The 11,712-nt window shown below is 61.7% G+C and carries 14 protein-coding genes; 4 read left to right on the plus strand and 10 right to left on the minus strand.

What is annotated here, in order from left to right:
• From B2Y33_RS11755 to B2Y33_RS11800, 10 genes are all read right to left on the minus strand, one after another.
• Positions 1 to 1,070: flagellar basal body P-ring protein FlgI (locus B2Y33_RS11755; RefSeq protein ID WP_288632941.1), on the minus strand; the 1,070-nt coding region annotated here is incomplete at its 3' end.
• A gap of 11 nt (positions 1,071 to 1,081) precedes the next feature.
• Complete coding sequence (gene flgH / locus B2Y33_RS11760; RefSeq protein ID WP_023533931.1) at positions 1,082 to 1,777, minus strand: flagellar basal body L-ring protein FlgH; 696 nt, start codon at positions 1,775 to 1,777, stop codon at positions 1,082 to 1,084.
• A 37-nt stretch (positions 1,778 to 1,814) separates the two neighbouring features.
• Positions 1,815 to 2,600, minus strand: coding sequence for a flagellar basal-body rod protein FlgG (gene flgG, locus B2Y33_RS11765; protein ID WP_023533986.1), 786 nt, complete (start codon positions 2,598 to 2,600; stop codon positions 1,815 to 1,817).
• 47 nt (positions 2,601 to 2,647) lie between these two features.
• Positions 2,648 to 3,388: a flagellar basal body rod protein FlgF gene (locus B2Y33_RS11770; RefSeq protein WP_023533964.1), complete on the minus strand. Its 741-nt coding sequence runs from the start codon at positions 3,386 to 3,388 to the stop codon at positions 2,648 to 2,650.
• Positions 3,389 to 3,778: 390 nt separating this feature from the next.
• Positions 3,779 to 5,101, minus strand: coding sequence for a flagellar hook protein FlgE (gene flgE, locus B2Y33_RS11775; protein WP_049695617.1), 1,323 nt, complete (start codon positions 5,099 to 5,101; stop codon positions 3,779 to 3,781).
• A gap of 30 nt (positions 5,102 to 5,131) precedes the next feature.
• Entirely contained in the window at positions 5,132 to 5,833 is a 702-nt protein-coding gene (gene flgD, locus B2Y33_RS11780) for a flagellar hook assembly protein FlgD (RefSeq protein ID WP_059183745.1), read from the minus strand.
• Positions 5,834 to 5,845: 12 nt separating this feature from the next.
• Positions 5,846 to 6,289 (minus strand): flagellar basal body rod protein FlgC, encoded by a 444-nt coding sequence (flgC, locus tag B2Y33_RS11785; RefSeq protein ID WP_023533977.1) that lies wholly within the window; start codon positions 6,287 to 6,289, stop codon positions 5,846 to 5,848.
• A gap of 2 nt (positions 6,290 to 6,291) precedes the next feature.
• Positions 6,292 to 6,702, minus strand: a complete 411-nt coding sequence (flgB, locus tag B2Y33_RS11790; protein WP_023533958.1) for a flagellar basal body rod protein FlgB — start codon at positions 6,700 to 6,702, stop codon at positions 6,292 to 6,294.
• 274 nt (positions 6,703 to 6,976) lie between these two features.
• Entirely contained in the window at positions 6,977 to 7,804 is an 828-nt protein-coding gene (cheR, locus tag B2Y33_RS11795; protein WP_023533991.1) for a protein-glutamate O-methyltransferase CheR, read from the minus strand.
• A 50-nt stretch (positions 7,805 to 7,854) separates the two neighbouring features.
• A complete protein-coding gene (locus B2Y33_RS11800; RefSeq protein WP_023533940.1) occupies positions 7,855 to 8,784 on the minus strand; it encodes a chemotaxis protein CheV in 930 nt (309 codons plus the stop codon).
• 76 nt (positions 8,785 to 8,860) lie between these two features.
• On the opposite strand from B2Y33_RS11800, the gene flgA reads away from it, so the two are divergent.
• From flgA to B2Y33_RS11820, 4 genes are all read left to right on the plus strand, one after another.
• Entirely contained in the window at positions 8,861 to 9,610 is a 750-nt protein-coding gene (gene flgA, locus B2Y33_RS11805; RefSeq protein WP_110607044.1) for a flagellar basal body P-ring formation chaperone FlgA, read from the plus strand.
• Positions 9,611 to 9,775: 165 nt separating this feature from the next.
• Positions 9,776 to 10,090: a flagellar biosynthesis anti-sigma factor FlgM gene (gene flgM / locus B2Y33_RS11810; protein WP_023533930.1), complete on the plus strand. Its 315-nt coding sequence runs from the start codon at positions 9,776 to 9,778 to the stop codon at positions 10,088 to 10,090.
• Positions 10,091 to 10,139: 49 nt separating this feature from the next.
• The gene (locus B2Y33_RS11815; RefSeq protein ID WP_027915932.1) at positions 10,140 to 10,607 is read left to right on the plus strand and encodes a flagella synthesis protein FlgN; all 468 of its coding nucleotides are present in this window, start codon (positions 10,140 to 10,142) and stop codon (positions 10,605 to 10,607) included.
• A 79-nt stretch (positions 10,608 to 10,686) separates the two neighbouring features.
• Positions 10,687 to 11,430, plus strand: a complete 744-nt coding sequence (locus B2Y33_RS11820; protein WP_027915931.1) for a flagellar brake protein — start codon at positions 10,687 to 10,689, stop codon at positions 11,428 to 11,430.
• Positions 11,431 to 11,712 lie beyond the last annotated feature (282 nt).

The following is an 11,712-nucleotide window of genomic DNA, read 5'->3' on the forward strand; positions in this document are numbered from 1 at the left end:
TTCAGGGCTTCGAGAATGGCCATCAGGTCACCGGGCGCAGCGCCCACCTGGTTCACCGCCCGGACGATTTCATCCAGCGTGGTACCTGGGCCGAACTTGAACATCGGCTTGGCTTCCTGCTCGGCATTGACCCGCGAGCGCGGGACCACGGCGGTCTGGCCGTTGGAAAGCGGGCCCGGTTGGCTGACGATGGGGTCTTCGGTGATGGTTACGGTCAGGCTGCCGTGGGTCACCGCCGCTGGCGACACCTTGACGTTCTGGCCGATGACGATGGTGCCGGTACGCGAGTTGATGATCACCTTGGCCACTGCCTGGCCTGGGTCGATTTCCAGGTTCTCCAGGATCGACAGGTAGTCCACCCGTTGGCTGGGGTCCATCGGCGCGCTCACGCGCACCGAACCACCATCCACGGCCTGGGCCACGCCTGGGCCGAGCAGGTCATTGACCTTGTCGACGATGTGCTTGGCGGTGGTGAAGTCGGGGCGGTTGAGGTTCAGGGTCAGGGTGTTGCCCTGGTTGAAACCGCTTGGCACTGCCCGCTCAACGCTGGCGCCGCCCGGGATACGGCCGGCAGACGGTACGTTGACGGTGATCCGCGAGCCGTCGCGGCCTTCGGCATCGAAGCCGCCTACCACCAGGTTGCCTTGGGCGATGGCGTAGACGTTGCCGTCGATGCCCTTGAGCGGGGTCATCAACAGGCTGCCCCCGCGCAGGCTCTTGGAGTTACCGATCGACGATACGGTGATGTCCACCACCTGCCCTGGCTTGGCGAAAGCCGGCAAGTCGGCATGCACCGACACCGCAGCGACGTTCTTCAACTGCACGTTGCCCGATCCAGGCGGCACCTTGATGCCGAACTGCGAGAGCATGTTGTTGAACGTCTGCAGGGTGAAAGGCGTTTGCGTGGTCTGGTCGCCGGTACCGTTGAGGCCGACGACCAGGCCGTAGCCGATCAACTGGTTGGAGCGTACGCCCGAGATGCTGGCGATGTCCTTCAGGCGCTCGGCTTGCGCCGCGCAGGCGCAGGTCAGCAGCAAGGTGGCGGTGAGCAGTTGCCTCAGGTTGAGCATGGTCAGGGTACTCAGAAAGGCCAAAGCGGGCTCATGAAGAAGCGGTCCAGCCACCCGGGCTGGCTGGCATCGGCAAACGAGCCGGTACCGGAATAGGTAATGCGCGCATCGGCCACCCGCGTGGACGGCACGGTGTTGTCGGTGGCGATGTCGTCGGCGCGAATGAGCCCGGCGATGCGCACCAGTTCTTCACCGGTATTCAGGGTCAGCCACTTCTCGCCGCGCACGGCGATGATGCCATTGGGCAGCACTTCGGCCACGGTGACGGTCACCGAGCCGGTCAGGGTGTTGCCCTGGGTGGCCTTGCTGTCGCCCTTGGTGGTGCGATCCCCGCTGTAGCCGGCATCGAGCGACAGGTCGCCGCCGCCGAACGGGTTGTTGGTGTTCGGCTTGGCCCCGAACAGCGACGACAGGCCAAGGCTGGCCTTGCTGTTCTTCTGAATCTGGGAGCCTGCGTTCTTGCTGGCCGACGTGCGCTCGTTCAGCGTGATGGTGATGATGTCACCCACACGGAACGCCTTGCGGTCGCCGTACAGGTTCTGCTCGAAACCGGCCTGGTAAATCGAACCGTTGTTGGCCGCTGCCGGCAGAGGGGTGCGCGGGAGCACCGGCGCATAGTACGGGTCGTTGGGCTTGGCCGCCGGGGCGACGCAGCCTGCAAGCAACACCGCACCGCCCAGGGCGAAAACGGACAACAGACGATTCATGATGCATACCTCGCGGGTGCTACGGAAGTTGCTGGGATCACAGCTGCTGGGTAACGGTCTGCAGCATCGAGTTGGCGGCAGAAATGACCTTGGAGTTCATCTCGTAGGCGCGCTGGGTGGTGATCATGTTCACCAGCTCTTCCACGGTGCTGACGTTGGAGTTCTCCAGGGTTTGCTGCAAGGTGGTACCGAAGCCGTTCAGGCCTGGGGTGCCGACCTGGGGGGCGCCGCTGGCGGCCGTTTCCAGGAACAGGTTGCCACCAATGGCCTGCAAGCCCGCCGGGTTGATGAAATCGGCGGTCTGGATGTTGCCGATCACCTGGGCGGCCGGGTTACCGGCGGTGGTGATGGACACGGTACCGTCCTGGCCAACGGTGAAGGTCTGCGCGTCGTTGGGCACGACGATGGCAGGCTCCAGGGCGTAGCCGTTGGCGGTGACGATCTGGCCATCGGAGTTGAGGTGGAAGGTGCCGTCACGGGTGTACGAAACCGTGCCATCTGGCTGCAGGATCTGGAAGAAACCGCGACCATTGACCGCCATGTCCAGCGGGTTCTCGGTGGTCTGCAGGCTGCCAGCCACGAAGCTTTTCTGGGTGCCGACGATGCGCACGCCAGTACCCACCTGCAAGCCAGAGGGCAGCTGGCTGTCCTGGGTGGACTGGGCGCCTGGCTGGCGACGGATCTGGTACAGCAAGTCCTGGAACTCGGCGCGATCACGTTTGAAGCCGGTGGTCGACACGTTGGCCAGGTTGTTGGAAATCACCGTCAGGTTGGTGTCCTGGGCGGACAGGCCGGTTTTGGCGACCCATAGAGCTGGAAGCATGTAAGTTCTCCTCGCGCGCCTGTTTTACGGCACCCGTTCAAATGTCATTAGCCGATTTGCAAAACCCGCGCCATGGCTTCATCGCCTTCCTTGGCCGCGCTCATCATCTTCACGTGCAGCTCGAACTGGCGGGACAACGCCAGCACTGAGGTCATCTCCTCGACTGCGTTGACGTTGCTGCCTTCAAGAAAGCCCGACACTACGCGAACATTGACGTCGGCATCGGCCGGCTGGCCGCTGGCCGTGTGGATCAGGCCGTCTGCGCCCTTGTTCAGGCCCTTGGTGTCCGGGTTGACCAGCTTGATGCGGTCGACCTCGGCCATCACCCGTGGGTCTTCGCCCATGGAGCGAATACTGATGGTGCCGTCGGCACCCACTTCCACCTTCTGTTCAGGTGGAATGGCAATCGGGCCGCCGTTGCCGATCACCGGCATGCCGTTACCGGCACGCAACACGCCCAGGGCGTCGATGTTCAGGCTGCCGGTGCGCACGTAGGCTTCGCTGCCGTCAGGCGCCTGCACGGCGATAAAGCCATGCCCGCTCACCGCCACGTCCAGGTCGCGACCGGTTTCGATCATCGGCCCTTCGCTGAAGTCGGTGGCCGGGCGCTCGGTCAGGGCAAAGGCCCGCGCCGGGAAGCTGTCGCCAAAGACCGGCATCGAGCGGGCCTGCTCCAGGTCACGCTGGAAGCCGTTGGTGGAAACGTTCGCCAGATTGTTGGCGTGGGCCTTCTGGGCCAGCGCGTTCTGGCTGGCGCCGGTCATGGCCACGTAAAGCAATTTGTCCACAGCATCTCCTCCGCGCGCCAGTACCGCGCTGTCATCGGGCAGGGTCAAGCAATAATCGAACCAGCTTTGCACCCCGGTGAATCAGGCACTTCAGCGCGACGGCTTTAGCGTCGGTGTCAGTTTGTTGGCATCGGATCAGCACGCCTGGATCAGTGATCGCGGCAGGCGCCGTTTTTATAGGGGCCGGCAAACCGGGTCCAGCCTGAACCCGGGTTGCCTTGGACGCAGATGTATCGCCCGGTGACCAGGCTTTGCCACAGGAAGAAAGGCCTCGGGGCGGCCTCTGCCCATTGGGCACTGCCGCCCCCTATCACCAGGAGCAAGGACAACAAACCGGCATGCTTCACCGACCTTGCCCTTGAACCCCACGTATCACGCCTGAGCACGTCATCAGCTCATCTGAATGATGGTCTGCATGATGGTGCTTTCGGTGGAAATGGTCTTGGCGTTGGCCTGGTAGTTACTCTGCGCCTTGATCAGATTCACCAGCTCGCCGGTCAGGTCGACGTTGGAATCTTCCAGCGAGGAACCTGCAATCTGGCCCAGGGTGCCGGTGTCCGGCGCGCCGATCACCGGGACACCCGACGAAAACGACTCCTGCCAGTTGGTGCCGCCAATCGGCGTCAGGCCCTGCATGTTGGCGAAGCTGGCGATGGCGACCTGGCCGATGACCTTGTTCTTGCCGTTAGTGAAGTTGGCGAACAGGAAACCGCCCTTGTCTACCGACAGGCTGGACAGTTCACCGGTAGCGAACCCGTCCTGATCCTTGGCCGTCACGGCAGAAGCGGCGTTGTACTGGGTCATGCCCAGCATGTCGAGGCTGACACCGCCTGGGTTGGCGTTGGCGCCGTTGGCCGACCACTGGCCGGCAGCGTTCTTCTGCGCGGGGATCCAGTTGTCCAGGTTGAAGGTCTTGTTGGCATTGATCGACAGGCCACCGGCTACCGGCCCGGCCGTGAGGGCATCGGCGTTGAGCGTGCCGTCGGACTTGAACGGCAGATCATTGATCAGCGGCTGCGTGGAGGTCGGGTCCTGTGGGTTGCGACCGTCGATGGTGCTGTACATCTTCCAGGAATTGGACGTGTCATCCTTGATGAAGTACTGGTTCAACTGGTGCGCATTGCCCTGGCTGTCGTACACGTCGCTTGAGAACGTGAAGTTGTAGCTCTTGACGTCGGCTGGGTCGAACGGAGTGACCGTAGGCGCGCCATCGCTGGACTTGAGGTTGACCGTCTGATCGATCTTGGATGTGGCCTTGGGGGTGAGATTGGCCGTGTCGATCTGAAGGTTGGTCAATACCCCCTGGACCACCTGGCCATTCTCATCGACGCCATAACCTTGCAGGTTGGCGCCGCCGGCATTGACGACGAAGCCCTGCTTGTCACTGTAGAAGGCCCCGGCCCGGGTATAGATCTTCGAGCCGTTGTCGTTGAGCGCGAAGAAGCCGTTGCCGTCGATGGCCATGTCCAGTGCCTGGCCGGTGCCGTTGATGTTACCGGAGCTGAACTGCTGGGAAATGGCGGCGGTTCTTACACCGGTACCAATGGTGGTACGGCCGGCGCTGGTGCCGCGAATGGAGCTTGAGTACTGGTCGGCGAATTCGGCGCGCGAGGCCTTGAAGCCGGTGGTGGCGACGTTGGCAATGTTGTTGCCGGTTACGTTCAGGGCCTTGTTGGCTGCATTGAGGCCACTTAAGCCAATGTTGTAAGACATACGCTAACTCCTGAAGATGTGCCCTAGGCCCTAGATGCCGATGCTTTGAATGGTGGAAAGTGGAACGCTGCCCAGCCCTGCCAGGTTCAGCGACATTTCGCCGCCGTTGGTGCCCATGGTCACGCTGGTGACGGTGGCCGGCAGGTTGGTGGTCATGGCCGTGGCCGTGCCGTTGATCGAGGCGGTGGCCTTGAAGCTGTAGGTGCCGGCCGGCAGGGCCTCACCGGCGTCATCCTTGCCATCCCAGGTGAAGTCCACCTTGCCGCCAGCCTGGGAACCCAGATCGAGGGTGCGCACCAGCTTGCCGTCCTTGTCGTACACCCCCACCGAGGTGGCGGTACTCGAGCCGGTCAGGTTCACCGAGCCCTTCATGTCCTTGCTGGTGTCGACCATGGTCTTGTCGGTCTGCACGATCACGTTGCGCCCGACCAGCGACGATGCCTGCAAGGCCTGGGAAGACTGAAACGCACCGGCGATGTAATTGACCGAGCTGTTCAGGGTCTGGATACCTTCCAAGCTGCTGAACTGCGCCAACTGCGCCACGAACTCGCCGTTCTGCTGCGGGTCGAGGGGGTTCTGGTTCTTCATCTGGGTGACCAGCAGCTGCAGGAAGGCATCTTTGCCCAGCGCACTGCCGGCGGCGCCGGTCTTATCGTCGTTCTTGCTTTCTTTGCGTTGCAGCGAGTTCAGGTAGCTACTACCGACGTCGCCTGTGGCATTGGTGGTGGTCATGTCGGCGTCCTATCACTGACCCAGGGTCAGTACCTTCTGCATCATGCTCTTGGCCGTGTTCATCAACTCGGCATTGGTCTGGAACGCGCGGCTGGCCGAGATCATGTCAGCCATCTCCTCGACCACGTTGACGTTGGGGTAATACACGTAGCCGTCCTTGTTCGCCGCCGGGTGGCTGGGCTCGTAGCGAGCCTCGAGGTTGCTCTGGTCCTCGACGATGCCAGTTACCTGCACGCCCTGCCCTGCCTCGCCCTGGTCCTCGAACAGCGACTGGCTGGTGCCGGCCTGGGTGTTCTGGAACGTGGTGGCGAACACGGGATGACGAGCGCGGTAGGTCTGGTCGATGCTCGACGAGACCGTCTCGGCGTTGGCGATGTTGGAGGCGACGGTGTTCAGGCGCGTGTTCTGCGCGCTCATGCCGGAACCGGCAATGTTGAAGACACTGGAAAGGGACATGGTCATTCTCCCCGCAGGGCTGACACCAGCCCTTTGAATTTACTGTTGAGCAACGTGAAGCTGGCCTGGAAGCCGATGGCATTTTCGGTGTAGTTGGACTGCTCGATCTGCGCGTCCACGGTGTTCTGGTCGATCGAGGGCTGCATCGGCGTGCGGTACTTGAGGGCTTCGTCGCTCAGCGCCACGCCGTCGGCCTCGATGTGCCGGCTGTTGGTGCGCTCCAGACCGAAGCGGCCGCCGTTCTGCTGCTTGTCGCTTTCGGCGGCCAGCACAGAGGCGAAGTCCAGATCACGGGCCTTGTAGTTGGGGGTGTCGGCGTTGGCGATGTTGTTGGCCAGCACTTCGGCGCGTTGCGCACGAAAGCCCAGGGCCTTTTCATGGATACCAAGCGCCTTGTCGAAGCTGATGCTCATGTCGGGGAAACCTTCAGCGGTTGACCAGAGTGTCGTTGCCGAAGGTTTTAGCAAAGCTTGTGCCAACATCTGCAAAGCCCGGATTCAAGGCCTTGCAGGCCTGCTCGCAGGGGCGCGATGCCAGAAAAGCGGCAAACCGCACGTGGCCGAATGGCCACAAGCGGCAAAAAGAAGCGCACTTGAGCGGCAAAACAAAAATTTGACGTCAGCGGCAGGGCCGACTCAGTGAAGGCCGCTGACAAGACGTCTTGTCAGCGCCATATACGACTCAGGCCTACTTGGCCTGGTAGATGATCCCCGGGCTGCATTGCACCATCTGGTAATGATCCGGCAGGCCGTTGAGGGCTTCGGATGCGCCCAGGAACAGGTACCCGCCCGGCTTGAGCGTGCTGTGGATGCGCAGCAGGATGTCTTTCTTGACCTGGGCCGAGAAGTAGATCAACACGTTGCGGCAGAACACGATGTCGAATTTGCCCAGGCTCGCATAGCTGTCGAGCAGGTTGAACGAGCGGAACTCCACCCGGTTGCGAATCGCCGGCTTGATGGCCCAGCGCCCCGGCCCCTTGGGGTCGAAGTAGCGCTGCAGGCGCTCGGCCGACAAGCCGCGGGCTATCGCCAGGCTGTCGTATTCGCCAGTCTTGCAGTTGTTGAGCATGGTGCCCGACAGGTCGGTCGCAACGATCTGCGCGCCCATTTTCAGCTGGCCCAGGTTGCTGCGTTCGAACTCGTCGATGGCCATGGAGATGGAGTACGGCTCCTGGCCCGACGAGCACGCCGCCGACCACATGCGCAGGCGCTGGCCGGGGTTGTTGCGGATGAACTCGGGGATGACCTTGTTCTTGAGCACCTCGAACGGGTAGGTATCGCGAAACCACAGGGTTTCGTTGGTGGTCATGGCGTCGACCACCTGCTCGCGCAGGCCGCCACGCGGCTGCGCCTGAATGCGCTGCACCAGCTCGCCCAGGCTCTTGATGCCCTGCTGCTCCATCAACTTGTTGAGGCGGCTGGACACCAGGTACTGCTTATTCTCGCCCAGCAAGATGCCACAGGCTTTTTCCAGAAATACCCGGAACTGTTCGAAATCCAAATTACCCGTAGACACTGCTGCCGCCTCTTTTCAATCACTGTGGCCGGGGCGAACCCCGGCGCCTTTCAATGCGCTGCCTTGATCCGGTCAACCACGCGCTGGGCCAGATCATCCGGCCGGAACTTGGCCAGGAAGTCATCGGCGCCCACTTTCTTGACCATCGCCTGGTTGAACACCCCGGACAGGGAAGTATGCAGGCAGATGTGCAGCTTTTGCATGCGCGGGTCGCTGCGAATTTCCGCTGTCAGGGTATAGCCGTCCATTTCCGGCATCTCAATGTCGGAAATCATCATCAGAAACTCTTCTTCGGGCTTCTTGCCTTCGTCCACCAACTGGCGCAGGTAGTTCAAGGCCTGGCGACCGTCATTGAGCGCCACCACCTCGACGCCGACGGTCTGCAGGCAGCGGCTGACCTGCTTGCGTGCCACCGACGAATCGTCGACGGTCAACACCCGCAGCATCACGGCCTTGTCCTGCACCTCGGCGTCCACCACACCCGCCGACACCGACTCCGAAGACGGCGCGACCTCGGCCAGCACCTTCTCCACGTCGATGATCTCGACCATGCGGTTGTCCACCCGAGTGACTGCCGTCAGGTAGTGATCGCGGCCGGTCCCCTTGGGTGGCGGATGGATTTCTTCCCAGTTCATGTTGACGATGCGCTCGACCGAGTGCACCAGGAAGCCCTGGGTCTTGGTGTTGTACTCGGTAATGATCACGAAACTGCTGCGCGTGTCCTCCTGCAACGGGCGCAGGCCGGTGGCCATCGACAGGTCAAGGATCGGGATCGTCGCGCCGCGAATGTTGGCGACGCCGCGCACTACCGGGTGCGCCTTGGGCAGAATGGTCAGCGCAGGGCATTGCAGCACTTCCCTGACCTTGAAAACGTTGATGCCATAAAGCTGTTCGCCGTTGAGGCGGAACAGCAGCAGTTCCAGGCGATTCTGCCCTACCAGCTGTGTGCGCTGGTTGACCGAATCCATAACCCCCGCCATGCCGAACTCCTTACCTGTCAGCCATTCGTTGCCACTCACTCAAGAAGTCGGCACGGGCTTTGCTTTTTTGAGCGCCATGTACATGAAAACGACAGTTTCCCGACGATTGACGCGCCTGCTGGCTGGCTTGCTGGCCGCACTGTGCCTGCTGGTACCGGTTCGCACCTGGGCGGACGCGTTCACCATGCCTGAACAGCTTATCGGTGTCACCCAGGGGTTTCTTGAGTTCACCGTCGAAGATTATCTCGCCACGACCCAAACGGCCGGCCGCTACGAGATCCAGGTCAACCCGTTGGACCCACGGTTGCGCATGCCCCTGTGCAGCCAGGCGCTCGACGCCTCGCTGGAAAGCCCGAGCGTGCCGCTGGGGCGGGTGACGGTGCGTGTACGTTGCGACGGCGCGGCGCCCTGGACCGTGTTCGTGCCCGCCACCGTTCGCTTGTTCCGTGAGGTGGTCGTGGTCACCCGCCCGCTGCGACGGGACAACGTGGTGAGCGAAGGTGATGTGGCCCTGCGCGAACGGGACGTCGGCACGCTGGGCCAAGGGTTTCTGACCGATATGGGCCAGGCGGTCGGCATGAAGATGCTGCGCCCGACGGTGATGGATCAGGTGCTGACGCCTCAGCACCTGGAGCAGGCGGAGGTGGTGCGCAAAGGCGATCATGTGGTGATCGTTGCCCGCAGCGGCACGTTGAGCGTACGCATGCCTGGCGAGGCGCTGAGCAAAGGCGGCATCAGCGAGCAGATTCGGGTGCGCAACCTCAATTCCAAACGCGTGGTCAAGGCCATGGTGACAGGCCCGGGCCAGGTCGAGGTGAGCATGTAAGCCAGTGGGCGAAAGCCGCTGGCGCACGGGAACCGCTTTTTTTAGACTGTGTCAGAAAACGGGTAACAGGCTGTCGCTCAAGACAGCCACGCATTTGTGCCTAAAGTTTATCGTGAGTTGGCCGAAAACAAGGCAAGCGTCCATAAACCCAGAGGTTTTCTGATCATGGTCATCGACTTCAGTCGTTTGAATAATTCCCCGGCCGTCACCGGCGGCGTACGCGGCAGCAATGCCCCTGGCAGCACTGAAAAGCCGGCCGCCAGCCAGGAAACAGTAAAGGGCGCGGGTGCAAGCGGAGAAGCCGTACACCTGAGCCCAGAGGCCCAGCAGTTGCAAAAGATCAGCGACAAGCTGCGCGATGAACCCGTCGTCAACAGCGCCAAGGTAGCCCAGCTCAAACAGGCCATTGCCGACGGCAGCTACCAGGTTGATGCCGGCCGGGTCGCCAGCAAGCTGCTTGATTTCGAAGCACAGCGTTGACCGTCGGGTGCGCTGACTTCAATGGACGCTTGAAAACCGGGAGTTAGCCATGCATGACACCACGCTGCTGCAACTGATCGAACAAGACATTGCCCCCATGCAGGAGCTGCTCGAGCTGCTGCAGAACGAGGCCGTCGCGCTGCACGGTCGCGACATGCAGTTGCTCGAGCAGATCCTGGCGCGCAAACAGTCACTGATCATCCTGCTCGAACAACACGGCCAGCGCCGTGGCCAGTTGCTGACCGACCTGGGCCTGAGCGCAGACCGCGCCGGCGTACAGGCGGTGGCGGCGCAATCGCCGCACGGTGACGTGATGCTGGAGCGACTCGATACGCTGGCGCAGCTGATGGATGAATGTCAGCAGGTCAACTTGACCAATGGCCGTATCATTCAGGTTCAGCAACAGGTCACCAATAATCAGGTACGCATTCTCATGGGCGGTGACTCACCCTCGCTCTACAACAGCCGCGGCAGCACCTCGCCCCTGACCAAGCCGCGCGCCCTCAGCCAAGTGTGATTTCCCTATCAAGGCACGGCACATACTGGCAAAATGCTGTTAATTGCCTGTGTTGCTTTTGCCTGGAGAACGTCAAGCCGTGTTCAATGAATCCGATGCCCCGCAACCGCCCAAGGTGCTGAGCACACCCTTGGAAATTGCGGCCAATTTACGGCAACTCCAGGAAAGTCACGACCCCCTGATCATCACCTTCCATGACCGAGGCCATCGCTTCCAGAGTTACGTGGTGGACGTCGATCGGGAAAACAATGTGCTGGCGCTTGACGAGCTGATCCCCCGCGACGGTGAGAAATTCATCGAAAACGGCGAGCATTTCCGGGTGGAAGGCTTTCATGATGGTGTGCGCATCGCCTGGGAATGCACCCACGGCTTGCGCATCAGCGAAGTGGACGGCCATCGCTGCTACCGCGGCGGCCTGCCACTGGAGATGACCTACCACCAGCGCCGCAACGCATTTCGTGCCGCGCTGAAGCTGTCGCAGCTGGTGGACATCATGCTTGATGGCACGCACCTCAAGGGCAATGGTGCCTTGCGTGGCAAGTTGCTGGATGTGTCAGCTACCGGGTGCAAGCTGCGCTTTGACGGTAATGTCGAGGATCGCCTGCAGCTGGGTCAGGTCTATGAACGCTTCAAGGCCGGCGCACCGCTTGGGTTGGTGGATACCATGGTCGAGCTGCGCCATCTGCATTATGAAGAGCGCATCAATACCACGTTTGCTGGGGTTCGTTTTCATAACCTCAGTGGGCCTGCCCAGCGCAAGGTGGAGAGTTTTGTCTATCAGCTGCAGCGTGAGGCGCGGCGGTTTGATAAGGACGATTATTGATTTGCAGCTGGCGGTTGGGCCCCTGCGGCCTTTCAGCAGTTTGGGTGCTATCACTGAGTTTTAAAGCGTGGGTATGGGCGTTTAAAACAGTGTAGGCATTCATTGGCGAGGGTGGCGCGCAGTCACCCTTCCGCCCTTACGGCGGCTCACTTTTTGTCTTGTCAAAAAGTAAGCAAAAACCGCCTGCTCCTATCATACGGCCCCTGCGCTACGCTCCGGGGTTCCCTCGCTCCGGGCTTGCTCCCGGGAGGACCGCGCTGCAGGCCCCATCCTGGGGCCCAG

Source organism: Pseudomonas sp. UBA5666, from assembly GCF_002420785.1.
Taxonomy (GTDB): Bacteria; Pseudomonadota; Gammaproteobacteria; order Pseudomonadales; family Pseudomonadaceae; genus Aquipseudomonas; species Aquipseudomonas fulva.

Coding starts and splice junctions, on each gene's coding strand:
- B2Y33_RS11800 (WP_023533940.1), bottom strand. CDS start 8,784: ATGGCGGGGGTTATGGATTCGGTCAACCAGCGCACACAGCTGGTAGGG.
- flgG (WP_023533986.1), bottom strand. CDS start 2,600: ATGCTTCCAGCTCTATGGGTCGCCAAAACCGGCCTGTCCGCCCAGGAC.
- flgA (WP_110607044.1), top strand. CDS start 8,861: ATGTACATGAAAACGACAGTTTCCCGACGATTGACGCGCCTGCTGGCT.
- flgC (WP_023533977.1), bottom strand. CDS start 6,289: ATGTCCCTTTCCAGTGTCTTCAACATTGCCGGTTCCGGCATGAGCGCG.
- flgH (WP_023533931.1), bottom strand. CDS start 1,777: ATGAATCGTCTGTTGTCCGTTTTCGCCCTGGGCGGTGCGGTGTTGCTT.
- flgB (WP_023533958.1), bottom strand. CDS start 6,702: ATGAGCATCAGCTTCGACAAGGCGCTTGGTATCCATGAAAAGGCCCTG.
- B2Y33_RS11815 (WP_027915932.1), top strand. CDS start 10,140: ATGCATGACACCACGCTGCTGCAACTGATCGAACAAGACATTGCCCCC.
- flgM (WP_023533930.1), top strand. CDS start 9,776: ATGGTCATCGACTTCAGTCGTTTGAATAATTCCCCGGCCGTCACCGGC.
- flgD (WP_059183745.1), bottom strand. CDS start 5,833: ATGACCACCACCAATGCCACAGGCGACGTCGGTAGTAGCTACCTGAAC.
- flgE (WP_049695617.1), bottom strand. CDS start 5,101: ATGTCTTACAACATTGGCTTAAGTGGCCTCAATGCAGCCAACAAGGCC.